The sequence below is a fragment of the Chryseobacterium daecheongense genome, assembly GCA_027920525.1.
Classification (GTDB): domain Bacteria; phylum Bacteroidota; class Bacteroidia; order Flavobacteriales; family Weeksellaceae; genus Chryseobacterium; species Chryseobacterium proteolyticum.
Map to the genome: position 1 here is coordinate 1,716,560 of CP115858.1, position 17,359 is coordinate 1,733,918.

Genomic DNA, 17,359 nt, shown 5'->3' on the forward strand with positions numbered 1-17,359 from the left:
AATGACCATCATTTATCTTCTATTTTAATTGATTTTGATTTTCTTAAAAAAATAGATAAAATTTATTTAATTGAAAATCAGCTAATTAAATAAAAATAAATAAAAATTTCACTACTTTGTATTGCATAATACCATTTTAATTACATATCTTTGTAATGTAAAATAAGAATAGGTTCAACTAGCTAGGAACCGGATTCTAAATATAACTAATTAAAACCTTATTAAGATGAATACTGAAAATACCAAAGCGCAAATGCGAAAAGGGATTCTGGAATTCTGTATTTTAAGTCTTATCAATCATCGTGAAATGTATGTTTCCGACCTTATAGATGAACTAAAAAAAGGAAAACTGGATGTAGTAGAAGGCACACTCTACCCTCTTTTAACAAGATTAAAAAATGGTGAGTTTCTCTCTTACAGATGGGAAGAATCAACAGGAGGTCCACCGAGAAAATACTACCAGATTACAGAAAAAGGAAAGTTGTTTTTAGGTGAACTTCTCAATACCTGGAACGAATTAACAGATTCAGTAAACCAAATCACTCAAAAAAATTAAAAAACAAAGCTATGAACAAGACACTCTCAATAGGACTCGCAGGTTTTTCTTTTACAATAGAGGAACACGCATACATAAAGCTAAGCGATTACCTTAATGCCCTAAGAAGCTCTCTGGATGCTTCAGAAGCAGATGAGGTAATGCATGACATAGAAATAAGAATGGTTGAAATCTTCAGAGATTCATTAGGAAAAAGAGAAGTTATCAACGATACTGATGTAGAAGGAGTAATTGCACAAATCGGAACACCGGAAAAAATCGAAGAACAGGAAGAAGCATATTATTCAGAGAAAAACTCTAAAAGAACAAGCCACTCAGGCGCTGAATATTCAGACAAAAGACAATTATTCCGTGATCCTGAAAGACAAAAGATCGCCGGTGTGTGTGCAGGTCTGGCCCATTATGTAGGAATGGATATTACTGCCATGAGAGCAATCTGGCTTGGAGTATTTATCCTGGGAATATTTACAGCTGCTATATCCTCTTCACTTATTGCATTACTTTATATTATTCTGTGGATCGTACTTCCCAAAGCAGAAACTGCTGCAGATTTTTTGAAAATGAAGGGAAAGCCTATGAACTTCGACAATCTTAAAAATGAATCGAATAAGCTGGTACAATTTGCCAACGAATCTACTCAGAGAGTCGGAGAAATATACATCGAAAACAAACCTTACATTAATAATGCAGGAAGCGGGATATGGAACGTAGTGAGATATGTTCTCGGAGGAATCTTCGCACTGATCTCTTTTTCTTGTCTGATCGGAGTATTTGTAGTCTTCGGATTTATGGGAACTAATGATTTCCCTCCTATTAACGAAATGAATTTCTATTTCGACAATGACGGAATGAAGTATACCATTATGGCCATGATCATTTTAGGAAGTTTAATTCCTGCCCTGTTATTTGCCTTATTAAGTATCAAATTAATTTCGCCTAAAACAAAATTAAGAAATACGGGTTGGGTTTTGGGAGCATTATTCCTTGGATTGATCGCATTATCTACTTATTTCGGAGTGAGCATGGCAAGAAAAGACATGTTTCTAAAAGGCCACAAAGAAGACACAGAAGAGGTATCTATCAATACGACATCAGACAGTGTTTATGTAGATCTTAAGCAAATTGTTATTCCACAAAACTTCCTTGGATATGACGATGACCTTTACTCAGATAAAGTAAACGTTTTCAAAAAGAACTGGATCCATGTTGACGTAACAAGAAAAGCCGATATAAAAACCCCTTACTTAATCATTAAAAAAGAAGCAAGAGGATATAATATCCCGTTAAACGTAAGTGTTCCTGTAGAAGTTGTAAACAACAAGGTGATACTCCCTAATTATATCAAATATCCATATGAACATCGTTTCAGAGATTACAGTATAGAATATGAGCTTGTAGTTCCACAGAATGTAGTGGTACTTCCAATCAAAAAAGACGGAATTAATTTCGACGGGGACCTGAACGGTGACGGAATAGATGACGATGATGAAAATTCTGATGATGATCAGGCAAATATCAGAATCGAGAAAAATAAGATCTCCGTTAATGGTTCTACTATAGAGTACAACTCCAATGATAAGGATAGCATCATTATCAACGGAAAAAAAGTTCCAAACTCTAAAGCAGAAAAGATAATGGATTCCGTAAAGTCTGACATCAAGAAAAAAGGTAAAGTAGACATCCAGATCAAGGATGGAAAAGACGAAATTTCCATAAAAACCAAATAATAAACTGCAGAGAGTGGCAGAAGGTGTGAATGGAAGACAACAGTTTGAAATTCACACTCTTCTTCTCTCAAAAGTGACAAAAAATATTATTTATTAGTTCTTTATGTTAAAAAATTGTCATACCTTCGTATAGTTATTTAATTCATAACCAAATCAATTAAAAAAACCTCAACCATGGTACAAGTAGCATTAGAAATTATAATGAAAATCGTAGATTTAATCAGCGGTTTATTTTAAGAGCGATAATATTTCAATATATTTGTAAAGTATAACCTTTTGGTTATACTTTTTCTGTTTTAATACGAAATCTATGAAAAAACTAATCGGCAAAATAATGTTGAAACTGATGGGTTGGAAAGTCGTGCTTCAGGGCGACGTTGACAGCCTTAACAGGTGTATTCTTGTAGTAGCACCTCATACCCATAACATGGAATACATTTTAGGGAATTTTGCTTATTGGTCTTTGGAAAAGCCATTGAAGATAATCATTAAAGATGCTCATACCAAAGGATGGTATGGCGGAATCGTGAAAGGTCTGGGAGGAATTGGTATCGACAGAAGTCAGAAAAATGATCTTGTTAATTTTGTTGCCAAGCAATTTGCAAAGGAAGATTTCAGTTTGGTTATTACTCCCGAGGGAACCAGAAGTTGGGTTCCGAAATGGAGAAAAGGTTTTTACCATATGGCTTTAGCTGCAAAAGTTCCTATTGTTCTGGCTGCCGGGGATTTTAAAAGGAAGATTATTTATCTCGGATATACGATCCCTTATGAAAGAATTGCTTCGGCTCCTTTTTCAGAAATTATGGATGAGATCCAGAATTATTATATAAAAAATGATATTGTCCCGAAAGTTCCTGCCAACTGGAATCCCAATATCATGGGAACAGAAAATGGAGCACAATCATAAAATAATTACCGCTATATGAAAGATATGACCAAAGAGGAGTTATTGAACTTTCTTAACAACTGGGGTGAAGAAACCTTAGCAAAAGCACTTGAAATAAAATTTATCGATATTGATCAGGAAAACGAAGTCCTTACGGCAACAATGCCGGTTTTACCCAGAGTACATCAGCCATTTGGAATTCTCCACGGAGGAGCAAGTTGTGTATTAGCGGAAACGTTGGGTTCAAGCCTGTCCAATATTTTTATCGACGGTGAGAAATACTATGGTGTCGGTACCAACATCAACTCCAACCACTTAAGAAGCAAAAAAGATGGAATTATTACCGGTACGGCACGTTTCATAAGAAAAGGAAAAACAATGCATGTTTCTGAAATTGAGATCCGTGACGAAAAAGGACAACTGATCAACCACACCACAATGACCAATAACATCATCAACCGGTAATTTCATTACTAATAAAAATACAAAGGCTCAAGTATATTTGAGTCTTTTTTATGATATAGTGCAAGAATTTCAAAAAACAATCCAATTGATTTTGACGTTTCTAAGACTAACAATACCTTTGCATAACGGAAAAGCAGCTTAGCATTTTTATTTTTTCTAGGCATTTTTCTAAAAGCAGCAGAATCATGATTTACTTCAAATTTCCTTTTAACGAAAAGCTATATACCACCAATAAAGAATCTTTAAAGAATTCAGTAACCGTTTATCCATTTCATAACTCAGGCCATCTCCGTTTCAAAGGTGATATCATCGAAGTCAAAGCAGAAGATTTTCATAATCGTACAATCACAGAATTTTCTTTACCCAGCGATCCCGATGGTTATACCGGCGAAACTAAAGATGAGTATCTGGATAAGCTGGGCAAAGTCATTAAAGTAATCAGAGAAAACAATCTGCCAAAACTTGTTCTTTCGAGAAGAAAAATTATTAAAAACTTTTCTGAAATCAATGTAAAGGAAAGTTTTAAAAATCTATGCAATGCTTATCCCAATGCTTTCAGATATGTTTTTGTGAATGGAGAGAATTCCTGGATGGGAGCTTTTTCAGAGGTATTAGGAAAGTTTGATAAAGTTACCCATACTTTTGAAACCATGAGCCTGGCAGGCACACTACCCGTATCTGAAACCTGGTCCGAAAAAGAAATTGAGGAACAAAAACCGGTTTCAAACTATATTCAGGATATTTTTGAGAAGTATGCCATATTGGGTCATATAGAAAGATCTGCAACATATGATCATATTTCAGGAAATATTAAACATCTCAGAACGGATTTTAAAGCAAAGATCAAACCTGAAGATGTAGACCATATCATTAAAGAGCTACATCCTACTCCTGCCGTTTGTGGAATCCCTAAAGACTTCTGCAGGGATAAGATCGAAGAATATGAAAAATTCCCCCGTGAATTTTATGCCGGGTATATCAAAATCGAGACTGAAGAAACCATACAGTATTTTGTGAATTTAAGATGTGCAAAACTTTATAGTAACTCAGTGCATTTATTTGTAGGGGGTGGAATTACGGCACAAAGCAATCCTGAAAAAGAATGGCAGGAAACAGAACTAAAATCTGAAGCTGTTTTAAAAAATCTGATGATTTCTTAAATCCGAACCTTCACACAAATAAGAATATGGCGCTCTTTGTTGTTGCTTATAACAGGAATAACAGTTCGTATAAAACCAAGACGAAAGCCACCCTATCCTGAAGGCTACAACCAGATACTTTTCTTTAGGACTTCCCCATAAATCCTCTGTTGATCAAGGGTTAAAAACGAATACATTAAGTAATCGCTTACTAAGAGATCAAAAGTTTTTGAAAATTAAATAAATTATTATGTAATTGCTAGGTTAAATTAAAAACTAATATTCAATTATATGATTTATTGAAAATTTTCCTAATAAAACATCTATAAACAACAATATAAACAGTTGATAATCAATAAATAAAATACGATTCATTTATTTTTTTGTAATTTTGCACAAAACAAATGAATGAAAAAGTCTATCTATTATCATAGGAGGAAGATCCCTGATGCTCTTATTTCATTAATATCCTTCCTCACTTTCGCAAATTTTACTAAAATTCAAAAAATGTAGTTCACAAACTATATCCATAACTGATTGAACTAACATATGTACTTAAGATAAGGCTTTGCTATTATCCTGAGATCTGATGTGACTAATAAAACAAAAAAACAAAATGATGTTAAAAAGAAGTAATAAAATTACAAAAGCTATTGTATTTCTAATGATCGTATTATTAGCTGGTTATGCAATACAGTATTCACCTTTAATTTTAAAGCCCATATTTACTTTAGTAAATCAGGAAAAATAGGCTTCAGCAGAATCGATAAAATATAGGAAATAAAAAACCACTTTCGAATTTTATTGAAAGTGGTTTTTATATTATTTAAAAAAGATTATTTCTTTACTCCTATCTTACTCCAGGTATTCAATACGAAAAGTAAAATGAGTCCGATCACCGCGGAAGCAATTGAAAAAACAAACTTCAGGTTATCTTCAGATAAAACTTCTGACTGCCAGTCCAACGCGTAAAGATTAATTGCGATGAAAACGATAAATAGTATTAAAAATACTTTATAAAACTTCTGCATAATTCTTAAAAATTAAAATAGTTTTGCACCAATTGGGCAAAGTTAGCGGTAAATAATTTAATTGAAATAGCTAAAAGGATAATACCGAAAACTTTCTGTAGAACAGCTAATGTAGCTTCTCCCATTTTCTTCTCCAGCCACTTAGCTGATTTCAGCACCAAATATACGAAAATTGTATTGAGAATTATTCCACAGATAATATTAATATCATGAAATTCAGCTCTCAAGGATAAAGTCGTCGTTAATGTTCCTGCTCCTGCAACAAGAGGAAAAGCGATAGGAACAATAGATGCTGACTTGGCCTCCGTTGTTTTATTGATTTCAATTCCCAGAATCATTTCTATAGCAATAATGAAAATGACAAATGCCCCGGCAATGGCAAAGGAGTTAACATCCACTCCAATGAATTTGAGGATTTTATTTCCTACAAATAAAAAAACCATCATGATAATCCCTGCTGTAATTGATGCCCTTCCCGCTTCAATCTGTCCGAATTTCTGTTGAAGACTTACAACAATAGGAACCGACCCGATAATATCAATAACAGCAAAAAGAACCATAAAACAGGTTAGAACTTCTTTCAAAGAAAACTGATCAAAAATTTCCATCTTTCGTATTTAATAATTTCGCAAAAATATGAAAAATAAATAACTATTTGCTAATCTTTGAATACAAATTAACAATAGCGATCAACAGCTCATCCATTCCTTCTGATGATTTCACAGGAGAGAACTTTTCTATCTGGATCTTTTGTGATAAAGTTCTGTATTCTTCAGCAACAGCCACCCCTTTATAGCTTTCAAGGAAACTCACAAAATCTTTTGAAGAGCCCTGGAAATACTCTTTCCTTACTTCTGCATCCAGTTCATCAACCGTCTGAAAGAATTTCTGGTAGTCTTCACTGTCTTTAAGATTTTCCAGATAACTGAAATAATCATTAACATCAGTTTTAAGCCTTTGTCGTATCTCCTTTTCTGTTTCCGCTACAGATCCCAGAGGTTTTACAGCTACAGTTTCTTTAATCAATTTACGCTTTTTTTGCCAAGTCTTGAATAACAGATATAGAACAAACAAAGTAAGAAGAATAGCAATGTTAGTTAAAAGAATGTTCCAGTGAAACTTATTCTTTTCTTTAACTTTAAACGTTGTCGTCTTAAGAACTGGTGTATTTACCGTTTCTAAAAGACTGTTTGTGTACTCATTTACTCTTTCAACCGTAGATCGGGCTTCCATGATCTGGTCATGGGAGAAAGCGTTTACCGATAATGTTTCCTGTCCCAGGTCTACATATTCTTTACTTGTCGGATTAAAGAATGCAAACTGTTCCGTTTTAATTGAAATGGGTCCTGCTTTCTTAGGAATAACAACATAATTTGCCAGAATTTCACCTTTAATCCCTGCTAATCCGGGAACTACCTTAGTTGTAATCTTAGGCTTAAAAACTTCATAGTCCGGAGATTCTGCAATCGTAGGTAAACTCATATCCGTTAAATTCCCTTCTCCTGAAACCTTTATGATCACATTCAACGGTTTTTTAACTTCAACTTTTTCTTTAGTTGCATTAAAAACACTCACGTTAAAGTTTCCTACTGCATTTTTAAAGCATTCCGGTGAGCCTTCAGGTAATCTTTTTACATTAAGTTTTACTTTATTGGAAAGTATTTTATTTTTACTGGCATAGCTGCTTAATGAGGCTGAAACAGAAGGAACTTCCACATATCCTGCTTCATTAGGGAATATCATAAACATGGCTAAAACCTGTGAAGCCATATTTCCATAGTCAGAAGGATCAATTTCAGATCTGTTGAAATTAATTGCGTGAACATTGATGTTTCCCTGGTTGGGAAGACGAATATTTTTTACCCTTCTGAAATTATCAATATTTCTGGAATAAACCTTTAATACAGCAATGGTAGGCTGATCCTGATATACTTCCCTGTCTTCAATTTCCATATTAAGATATACGTCATTTGAAGCGCTGGCTACGGACTTTTTCTCAACATCCCTTACAAAAATATCGAACGGTTCGGTTTTATAGATTTTATTGTTGATGGTAACCAGTACGGAACCGATTTTTACTTTCCCTTTTTGTTTAGGCTCCAAAGCTACCCGGGTCACGTATTGTGTAATAACCGTATTGGTTTCGGGATCCATATAGCCACTGCTAACAGATCCGCTCCCAACCATATTGAATTTGGATAAGTCGGGTAAACGCAGTGGAGTCTGCTGGTTATATTCACTCCCGTTCAGTTCAAGAACGATGGTGAGATTTACAATATCCTTGCTGCTATAATCCGTTTTATCAGGAGTTACGGAAATATTAACCTGTCCGTAAGAAATTACGGAAGTCAATAGAAGTATTATGTAAATCAGTTTATGTTGCATCACCAATCTTTCTCGTTGCTTTCGGGCATCGAATAAGAATCTTTATTTAAAATTCTTCTGGCGGTTTCTTTTTCTTTTTCGCTTACTTTATTTAATATTGCGTTTTCAAGATTTTTGGGCATTTTGCCTTCATTATTCTTCTTCTGGTCAGGGTTATTTCCCTGTTGGCTTTCTCCCTGATTTTGCTGGCCTTTACCTTGGTCTTGCTTTTGATCTTTTGGATTACCTTTCTGATCATCATTTTGTTGTTGGTCTTTGCCGCCACCGCCTTTTCCAGATTTATTCTGTTGATTCTTCTTTTCCTGGCTTTCTTTTTCCTTCAACTTCGCAATTTCATAATTTTTTCGAGTAGCTTCGTTATAGGGGTCCTGTTTTAAGGATTGCTTATACAATTCTGCTGCCTTATCCGGCTGGTTTGTCTGCATATAAGTGTTCCCTAAATTATAAAGAGCCGCTGCTTTATCCGGCAAGGTTTGAGAGAGCTTTTGTGCTTTTTCAAATTCAACCCTTGCCTCTTCATATTTTTTACTTTTATACAACGCATTGCCTAAATTATAATGGGCCGTAAAATCTTTATCATTGGATTTTATAGCCTCCATGTATTTAGAAGATGCTCCATCATAATTTTTACCGTTGAATTTCTGATTGCCCTCATACACCAATGTTCTGTAATTTTCCTGAGCAAACAGGGAATTTGATGTGAGAAAAGCAATTATAAACGATAAAAAAATGATTTTAGTATTCATCATATGCAAAATTATTCCTTTATATGTTAATAAACAGGCTTTTATTTGTTAAAATTCGGTTAAAGTATCTTTTAAAAATACTGGAAAAAATGGAGAAAATTAAACATTAAAATCTCTCTTTGGATTAAAAATGTAAATTAAGAAAAAAAACAATATAGATATCCCTAAAAAGTACTGATAGTAGTGATTGGCGTTTTGCGATTTCACAAGGGTTTCTGATGATGACATTTTTTTATTCAGCGCATCAATAATCCTGTCCGGAGCTTCATTAACGTTATTTCCGTCAATATATGATCCACCGGTAGATTCAGCCATTTTTTTCAAAGCGCCGGTCTGTCTTTTTGAAATAACAGTTTCTCCGGTCCTGTCGGATTTATATCCCATCAATTGTCCGAAAACATATTCCGGAACAGGAGCTCCTTCGTCGGATCCGATCCCCACGGATGTTACCATAATCCCTTCCTTATTGGCAAGCTTTATCGCAGCGTTATCATTTCCTTCGTTGTCTTCCCCGTCACTTAGTAAAACAATCTTACGGGCTCCCTTACTTACATTTTTAAACTTATTCACGGCTGCCTGCATGGCTTTCAGGAAATCCGTTCCCTGGATTTGCATAGAACTCGTTTCAATAGCGTTAATATAGGTTTCAGCAGAAGTATAATCTGTGGTCAGAGGCATAATGGAAGTAGCTTCGCCTGCAAAAATTACAATCCCCACTTTATCGCTTCTCATTTTTTGCATGGTATTGATCATGAGGTTTTTTGCTTCAGTCAAGCGGTTAGGATTAATGTCTTCCGCATTCATCGAATTGGAAACATCCAAAACAAAAATGACATTATTCAATTTCTGATTGGTCTTGATTTCCTCAGAACCATTTAATAAATCGATGATCGCAAAGATTAAAAATAATGTTCCTAATAGGTACAGCGTCGGGAAAATCTTTGTAAAGCCTGATTTTTTTTCGAAAAGCTCCTCATGAAACTTATTGTCTGCAAAGATGATTTTCCTTTTATTCTTCCATTTAAGATAGCGAACCAATAAAAATCCGAGCAGCGGCAAAAGCAACAGCAACAACAAAAACCAATAATTTCCTAAATACCAATCCATCAGCTCAAAAATTTATAAAACACCCATCTTAACAATGCATCCATAACAAGCATTCCCAAAGCGATCCAAAGAAATATTTTAAAATACTCCTGGTAATTATACAGTTTGGAAACCTTTACATCAGATTTTTCCAATTGGTTGATTTCATCATATACTTCTTCAAGACTGCTGTTTGATGTAGCCCTGAAATATTTTCCTCCCGTAGTCTGAGCAATTTCCCTTAAAACAGGTTCATCTATCTTCACCTCAGTTTCGGTAAATACAAGATCTCCGAAAATATCGGTTTGAGTAGGCATCAGTGCATATCCATTCGTTCCAATTCCTATACAATAGACCTTAATGTTATTATTCTTAGCCAGTTCGGCACCAACTTGTGTAGGCATAGCATTTTCGATCGTATTCACACCATCTGTCATAAGAATAATAATCTTACTCTTTGCCTTACTGTTTTTTAAGTGATTCACCGCTACGGAAAGCCCTTCACCGATAGCAGTTCCGGGTTGAAGCTCCAATGGATTGAGATTTTTCAATTCATCAATGACCACCTGATGATCAGAAGTTACAGGAACTTTAGTAAATGCCTCTCCCGAATAGGTAACCAGCCCTAATCTGTCATTAGGTCTTTTTTCAACAAATTTTACAGCAATATCTTTCAGTGCCGTTAGACGATCGGGAGTCAAATCTTTAGCAAGCATACTTAAAGACACATCTACGGACATCATAATATCAATTCCCTTTGTATCATCTCTATCCTGTGAAATCGTAAAGGTCCTTGGCCTTGCCATCGCAATAATAAGTGCCGAAAGTATGATATATTTTGAAATCTTAAGTAAAAAAAGCACAGCAAGAATACCACCGCTGTTATCCATATTTTTTACAGTAGGTACTTTTATACCTTTTTTCTTCTGTTTGCTCACATCCCTGAATAAAAGGGGAATAAACAACAGAAAAAGCAGCAAAAACCACGGACTATAAAACTCGAAATTAAACATCCTTTCTTAAGTTTTCAAATTCAAGATCTTTGGAAGATCTTTTTACAAATTCTCTGATATCTGCAAGATCCCTTTCCATGGTCTTCTGATCGGGGAATGTTTTAGCAAATTTCACCAGATCTCCTCTGAAAAATACCTCTTCCACTATCTTTTCATTTTCCAGAGATATGGTATTATTCTGTTTCATAAGATTCACCAGATCATCCGTAAGTAATACATCAGCTGGTAAATGATATTGTTTGGTAATAAACTTCCTGGAAATATCAATAAGTTCTACATAAAAAGAACGGTAATTGCCTTCTTCGATATATTTTTTCTTTTTAAGTGAATCCAGCTCTTTCAACGTTTGGTTTGTTGCTACAACCGGCTCACTTTTTGACTTCCTGCCCCATTTAAGGTACATAATAATCGCAATAATCAATGCAATTAATGCCAAAGCAGCCAGTATATACCATTTATAGAGCTCCCAGTAATCCCTGGTTTCCAGTTTTACTTCCTTATTCTTCATGATATCATTAATCTGATCTCCTTTTTGAGCCGTATTAATAACATCTATTTCATAGGGAATCGTCTTTAGGATTTTATCTCCCACTTTAAATTCCAATACCGGAATAGTAAATTTTCCCTCTTCAAAAACCGCAAATTCTATCTTTCTTTCATAAGTATTTGCATTCGTTCCGATGCTGTCCTTCACCTCTTCAAAATGAAATGGCAGGAGCTCATTTTTAGGAGCTGCACCTACCGGCTGATTATTGAGATTATCAATTTTGATTACAAAGTGATTAACCTCTCCCAAAGCCAGTGTCTGTTTTTCAAGGTGCGAAGAAAGTATCTGTGAAAAAGCATTAACACAGATGAGAGAACATAATATAAAAAGTATTTTTTTCAATTTCAATTCAATTTTGGCTGTAAGCCCCTTTAATTCAATTATTTCTTCTGAAAATAATTATACAATAGTTTTGAATAATCCTCCCCTGCAGCTACATTCATAAAACTGGCAGAACTATTGGCAAAATCCTCTTCTATGGCCCTTACTTTCTGTTTCTGGGCTTCAGCAAAAGTATATCTCCATCTTGCATTTGAAGTATTGGCCCAAACCTGCTTCCCTGTTTCAGAATCATAAAATAATGCATAGCCTACATCCGGAATCTCGTTATCTTTTTCATCATAAATCCTCATTCCTAACAACTGGTGTTTTTTAGAGGTCACCCTAAGCATTTTAGAATCATAAGCATCTTCAAAATCAGAAAAAAGAAACACTAACGATTTCCTCTTGAAAATGCCCATCATATATTCCAGAGCTTTATCTATTTTCGAAACTGCAGGAACATAATCTGCGGTTAAAATATTACTGATAATAGAAAGGATATGCTTTCTTCCTTTTTGCGGCGGAATGACTTTATATACTTTATCAGCAAACAGGATCAGGCCTACTTTATCATTATTTCCAGCCGCTGAGAAACCCAGACTGGCAGCGATTTCCGCCACATATTCTCTCTTTAACTGGGTTTTTGTCCCATAATCCATGGAAGCTGAAATATCGACCAAAATCATCATAGTAAGTTCACGCTCCTCTTCCATCACTTTTACAAAAGGCTCACGGAAACGGGCTGTTTTATTCCAGTCAATTCTTCTGATCTCATCTCCAAACTGATAAGGCCGGACTTCCGAAAAGGTCATCCCCTGCCCTTTAAAAGCACTGTGATATTGTCCCATCAAAGTAGCCTCCGTCTTCTTTCGGGTACGGATCTCTATTTGTTTTACTTTTTTTACAATATCTTTTATCTGCATACAATACTAGAAAATTTAACGTTCAAGGCCTGGAAGAAAATATAAAATTTTCAGCATTTAATTTTCAACTTCCTGTTGCTTATTCCAGCTTCCGTCTTTGAAATCAATTGAGACATTCAGCCACTCATTATCAAATTTAGGATGGTATTTTTTATAGAAATTAATGGCAGGCTCATTCCAATACAATACCTGAAACATCATTCCACTGTAATTATTGGATTTTCCAAATTCCACGGTTGCATCAAATAATTTTTTACCGATCTGTTTACCTCTCATCCTTTCTGTAACCACAAGATCTTCCAGATACAACCTTCTTCCCTTCCATGTTGAATATCTGTTATAGTATAAGGATATTCCGACAATTTCAGCATTTACCTCTGCTACAAAAGCTCCCCAAACAGGTGCATCTCCAAATCCGGCATCAATAAATTCTTCCAGAGTTACCGTAACTTCATGCAAAGCCTTTTCATATTCGGCAAGTTCCCTGATCAGCTCCAACATAGGAACACAATCTTCAAGGACAGCTTTTCTGATCACAACATCATTCATAAATATTAAGGTGCCTGGATTTTTGCTAAAATCCTGTTAACAATTTCTTCCGATGATATCTCTTCTGCTTCTGCTTCGAATGTTAAACCAATTCTATGTCTTAAAACATCTTTGGCCAATTCTTTTACATCTTCAGGAATCACAAAAGCCCTTCCTTTCAGAAAAGCATATGCTCTGGAAGCAATTGCTAAGTTAATGGAAGCCCTTGGAGAGGCTCCGAAGCTAATATAGTTTTTAAGATCCGCAAGACCGTAATTTTCAGGATAACGGGTGGCAAAAACCATATCAAGAATATATTTTTCGATTTTTTCATCCAGATAAATCTGGTTGATCAGTTCTTTAGCATCTACGATATCCTGCAGTGAAATGACAGGCTGAACAGATGGTTGGTGAGAGGTGGAAACCATTCTCATCACTTTTCTTTCATCTTCAAATTCAGGATAATCAATTTTACATTTCAGCATAAAACGGTCGCTCTGCGCTTCAGGTAATAAATAAGTTCCCTCCTGGTCAATAGGATTCTGGGTAGCCAATACCAAAAACGGCTTCGGAAGCTTCATCGTTTCATCTCCTATCGTCACCTGTTTCTCCTGCATTACCTCCAAAAGAGCAGACTGCACCTTGGCCGGAGCTCGGTTGATCTCATCCGCAAGCACAAAGTTGGCGAATACCGGTCCTTTTTTTATAGAAAAGTCATTGTCTTTGATATTAAAAATCATGGTTCCTACCACATCCGCCGGAAGCAGATCCGGAGTAAACTGAATCCTTGAAAAATCACCATGAACGGCATCAGCCAAAGTTTTTATCGCTAAAGTTTTAGCCAATCCAGGAACACCTTCCAACAAGACATGCCCATTCCCTAAAAGACCCACTAAAAGCCGGTCTATCATATATCCCTGTCCAATAATAACTTTATTGATTTCCTGTCTCAGAAGCGTAAACAAATAATTCTTTTCCTTTACTTTCTCCGTGAGCTGGCGAATATCTTCTGCCTGGTATGTATCTGACATAGCTTAATTTAAAATAGTTGGTAAATTTCTAATAAATACTTGCATTAATCAACATAATGAATGCCATTTTTGAGTTAAAGTTTGTTAAATATTTTCGGGATTTAATGAAATATCTAGAAAATCTATCTTCGGGTTAATTTTTAAATCAATTAACAAAACCAAATTTACTCCTATTGTCACATTCATATAAATACAAACCTACCGCTCCAAAGCATCAGAATATATTATCTTTATTACAAATCCAGATAAAATTATAGATTGGAAAAAATTTATGACAATGTATTAATGATCATATTAATAAAAAGGTTGCTTGTCTGAATTTAACAACTTTTATCTTAATCCTCCGACCAAAAAATTGTCATTTCCAGTTTATTAAACTATTTTTGGAGATTAAAATTTTTGTAAAATGAATTATCATTTTCAGGCTCACAGACAGGTAAGGAGAAACCTTTTGGATATACTGCAAAACACCTCTCATGAAGATCTTTTGCTGATTCCGGACGGTTTCAACAATAATATGTATTGGAATATTGCACATACCGTTGCTACCCAGCAGCTTTTGCATTATTATCTGAGTGGCAACCCTTTCAGGATTGATAAATACTGGATTGAAACATATAAAAAAGGAACGCTGCCCAACCTGAACGTTCAAAAGTCGGAAGTTGAAGATTTAGAGTTTCTATTAACTGAAACTTCAAAGATTTTAATGAAGGATTATGACAGTGATTTCTTTTCAGATTATACACCTTATACCACAAGTTTTGGAATGGATCTGAAGAGCATTCAGGATGCAATTATTTTTAATAATATGCATGAAAGCCTGCATTATGGTTACCTTTTGGCACAAAAAAGAGCAATTTTAGGAGAAAAATATTAAAATGACAGATAAGAAAGACGATTTTATTTTCGGACTGCGTCCGGTAATTGAAGCTATTGAAGCGGGAAAAACTATTGACAAAATCTTTTTGCAGAATGCATTGCAAGGTCCTATTTATGCTGAACTGAAAACAATTTTAGCTCAAAATAAAATACGTCCCAATTACGTTCCGATTGAAAAGCTTAACCGCTTTACAAGAAAAAACCACCAGGGTGTTGTCGCTTTTATTTCAGATGTTCCGTTCCATAAAGTAGAAGACATAGTACCCCAATTATTTGAAGAGGGAAAAACTCCTTTTCTATTAATCCTGGATCGATTAACTGATGTAAGAAATTTTGGTGCTATATGCAGAACAGCAGAATGCGTAGGAATTGACGCTGTGATCATTCCGGAAAAAGGTGCATCCCCTATTAATTCTGATGCCATTAAAACTTCAGCAGGTGCTATTTATAATGTGAAGATTTGTAAAGAGGCCAATCTTGCTCATACTGTAGACTTTCTTCAGCAAAGCGGAATTGCTGTATATTCAGCAACAGAAAAGGCACAAAAGCTTATCTATGATGTAAGCTTTACAGAGCCTTGTGCTATTGTAATGGGTAACGAGGAAACTGGAATTTCCAAGGAAGTTTTACACCATTCCGATGAAAAAATAAAATTACCTATCGAAGGAAAAACCCAATCTTTAAATGTTTCTGTTGCCTGTGGTGCGATTTTATATGAAGCGGTAAGACAGAAAATGGCTGTCTCTCCAAATCTTTAATCCATGAAAACAATTCCGGAAACAGCGTACAGATACTCTAATGCGAGGGAAACAATTTGTCGGCAATATTCCTGAAAAGATTTACCGTAAAAACTATGAAAATCTTTTTTCAGAATATATTACCGGTCCGTTAAATATAAAGCAAATGATAGTTGGCACGAACTCTGCTGACTTATTAACCGGCTATAACGAAAAATGGATGATAATATCTATACCATGAGTAACTGTAAGGATATTGCAGACAAAATAAATAAAAACAGTAGTAAAAAATTAAAATAAATTAAATGAAAAACATAGCAGCAATAGCGCTAATATCCATAGCATTGGTTTCGTGTAAAAAGGAAACAACAAAAATTACAAAAGTAGATCCCAAAACAGGAAAGACCGTTACAGTGGAAGTTCCGGCTGATTCACTTGCAAAAGTTGCAGAAAATGCTGCAATTAAAGATTCTGCAGGAATTTATACCCAGACTTTTAAACTTGAAAAAGGAAAAACCTATCCTTTAACAACATATCAGAGGGATGTAAAAACAATGACAGATCCTCAGGGGAAAACATTGAACGGAACAAGTGAATCCACAGATGAGATGAGTTTTACTGTAAATGACGTTAAAAACAATATTTACGACATTACACTTAATCTTATTTCCAAAAGAAATTCTCAGACTGCAGAAGGAAAAACTATTGTAGTAGATACTAAACAGCCTATTCCTAAAGAAGATGACCTTAAAATGATCTGGAACATCAACAGGGCATTGACAAGCAATAAACTGAACATGAAAATGGATACAAAAGGAAATGTAATTTCGATTACCGGTTTTGAACCAGTTTATACAAAAGTTTCCAATGCAGTAGGTACTATCGTAAAGGATGCCAATCAGAAAGCTAGTGTTGTAGCAAGTCTGAAGGAAAGTTTTAACGAAAAAGTATTGAAAGACCAGTTCAGCAAAAACCTTACAATTATACCTAAAAAGGGTGTTAAAATAGGTGAAAAATGGACCAATACTGAAAATGCTGATCCTAACGGTAAGATTAAAGTGACTTCAAATTATGTATTAAAAAGTGTTGGAAATGGGGTTGCTGAGATTGGCGTAACAGGTGGAATTCCTAAAAAGACCGATAAACAGGCCCAGGGAGCAATGACTCACAGCATCAGCAGTGAGCTGGTACAGAACGGTACTATAAAGTTTGATGAAAATACAGGATGGATCAACAACCAGAATATTACAGTAAAAACAACGCAGATAGAAACCATTTCGGATGGAAAACAATCTCAATCCATGAAAAGCGTTTCCAATTCTTCTGTAATGGTAAATCCATCTGCTAAATAATTGAGGC

Annotated in this window: 18 protein-coding genes; 8 read left to right on the forward strand and 10 right to left on the reverse strand. The window is 35.0% G+C overall.

The window, feature by feature from the left end; all coding sequences use genetic code 11:
• Positions 1-226 precede the first annotated feature (226 nt).
• From PFY10_07525 to PFY10_07545, 5 genes are all read left to right on the forward strand, one after another.
• Positions 227-556 carry a PadR family transcriptional regulator gene (locus tag PFY10_07525; protein WBV58295.1) on the forward strand — a complete coding sequence of 110 codons (330 nt, stop codon included), beginning with the start codon at positions 227-229 and terminating at the stop codon, positions 554-556.
• An 11-nt stretch (positions 557-567) separates the two neighbouring features.
• Entirely contained in the window at positions 568-2,283 is a 1,716-nt protein-coding gene (locus PFY10_07530) for a PspC domain-containing protein (GenBank protein WBV58296.1), read from the forward strand.
• Positions 2,284-2,593: 310 nt separating this feature from the next.
• Positions 2,594-3,190: a 1-acyl-sn-glycerol-3-phosphate acyltransferase gene (locus PFY10_07535; GenBank protein WBV58297.1), complete on the forward strand. Its 597-nt coding sequence runs from the start codon at positions 2,594-2,596 to the stop codon at positions 3,188-3,190.
• Positions 3,191-3,205: 15 nt separating this feature from the next.
• The gene (locus PFY10_07540) at positions 3,206-3,634 is read left to right on the forward strand and encodes a hotdog fold thioesterase (GenBank protein WBV58298.1); all 429 of its coding nucleotides are present in this window, start codon (positions 3,206-3,208) and stop codon (positions 3,632-3,634) included.
• 185 nt (positions 3,635-3,819) lie between these two features.
• Entirely contained in the window at positions 3,820-4,794 is a 975-nt protein-coding gene (locus tag PFY10_07545) for a chorismate-binding protein (protein ID WBV58299.1), read from the forward strand.
• 815 nt (positions 4,795-5,609) lie between these two features.
• Here PFY10_07545 and PFY10_07550 read toward each other — a convergent pair.
• The 10 genes from PFY10_07550 to PFY10_07595 all read right to left on the reverse strand — a co-directional run bounded on the left by PFY10_07550 (position 5,610) and on the right by PFY10_07595 (position 14,384).
• Entirely contained in the window at positions 5,610-5,804 is a 195-nt protein-coding gene (locus PFY10_07550) for a hypothetical protein (protein WBV58300.1), read from the reverse strand.
• Between the two features lie 5 nt (positions 5,805-5,809).
• Positions 5,810-6,412 carry a MarC family protein gene (locus PFY10_07555; protein ID WBV58301.1) on the reverse strand — a complete coding sequence of 201 codons (603 nt, stop codon included), beginning with the start codon at positions 6,410-6,412 and terminating at the stop codon, positions 5,810-5,812.
• A 43-nt stretch (positions 6,413-6,455) separates the two neighbouring features.
• Positions 6,456-8,156, reverse strand: a complete 1,701-nt coding sequence (locus tag PFY10_07560; GenBank protein WBV58302.1) for a BatD family protein — start codon at positions 8,154-8,156, stop codon at positions 6,456-6,458.
• 32 nt (positions 8,157-8,188) lie between these two features.
• Entirely contained in the window at positions 8,189-8,938 is a 750-nt protein-coding gene (locus PFY10_07565) for a tetratricopeptide repeat protein (protein WBV58303.1), read from the reverse strand.
• Positions 8,939-9,034: 96 nt separating this feature from the next.
• Positions 9,035-10,042, reverse strand: a complete 1,008-nt coding sequence (locus PFY10_07570; protein ID WBV58304.1) for a VWA domain-containing protein — start codon at positions 10,040-10,042, stop codon at positions 9,035-9,037.
• Positions 10,042-11,034: a VWA domain-containing protein gene (locus tag PFY10_07575; protein ID WBV58305.1), complete on the reverse strand. Its 993-nt coding sequence runs from the start codon at positions 11,032-11,034 to the stop codon at positions 10,042-10,044. Before PFY10_07575 ends, PFY10_07570 begins: the two co-directional genes overlap by 1 nt.
• Positions 11,027-11,929 (reverse strand): hypothetical protein, encoded by a 903-nt coding sequence (locus PFY10_07580; GenBank protein ID WBV58306.1) that lies wholly within the window; start codon positions 11,927-11,929, stop codon positions 11,027-11,029. Before PFY10_07580 ends, PFY10_07575 begins: the two co-directional genes overlap by 8 nt.
• A 32-nt stretch (positions 11,930-11,961) precedes the next feature.
• On the reverse strand, positions 11,962-12,825 hold the full coding sequence (locus PFY10_07585) for a DUF58 domain-containing protein (GenBank protein WBV58307.1): 864 nt from the start codon (positions 12,823-12,825) through the stop codon (positions 11,962-11,964).
• Between the two features lie 57 nt (positions 12,826-12,882).
• Positions 12,883-13,374, reverse strand: a complete 492-nt coding sequence (locus PFY10_07590; GenBank protein ID WBV58308.1) for a GNAT family N-acetyltransferase — start codon at positions 13,372-13,374, stop codon at positions 12,883-12,885.
• A 5-nt stretch (positions 13,375-13,379) separates the two neighbouring features.
• A complete protein-coding gene (locus PFY10_07595; GenBank protein WBV58309.1) occupies positions 13,380-14,384 on the reverse strand; it encodes a MoxR family ATPase in 1,005 nt (334 codons plus the stop codon).
• Positions 14,385-14,790: 406 nt separating this feature from the next.
• Here PFY10_07595 and PFY10_07600 point away from each other — a divergent pair, with 406 nt between their 5' ends.
• The 3 genes from PFY10_07600 to PFY10_07610 all read left to right on the forward strand — a co-directional run bounded on the left by PFY10_07600 (position 14,791) and on the right by PFY10_07610 (position 17,352).
• Positions 14,791-15,261, forward strand: coding sequence for a DinB family protein (locus PFY10_07600; protein ID WBV58310.1), 471 nt, complete (start codon positions 14,791-14,793; stop codon positions 15,259-15,261).
• A 1-nt stretch (position 15,262) separates the two neighbouring features.
• Positions 15,263-16,021: a 23S rRNA (guanosine(2251)-2'-O)-methyltransferase RlmB gene (rlmB, locus tag PFY10_07605; GenBank protein ID WBV58311.1), complete on the forward strand. Its 759-nt coding sequence runs from the start codon at positions 15,263-15,265 to the stop codon at positions 16,019-16,021.
• A 284-nt stretch (positions 16,022-16,305) separates the two neighbouring features.
• Positions 16,306-17,352 carry a DUF6263 family protein gene (locus PFY10_07610; GenBank protein ID WBV58312.1) on the forward strand — a complete coding sequence of 349 codons (1,047 nt, stop codon included), beginning with the start codon at positions 16,306-16,308 and terminating at the stop codon, positions 17,350-17,352.
• The last annotated feature ends 7 nt before the right edge of the window (positions 17,353-17,359 follow it).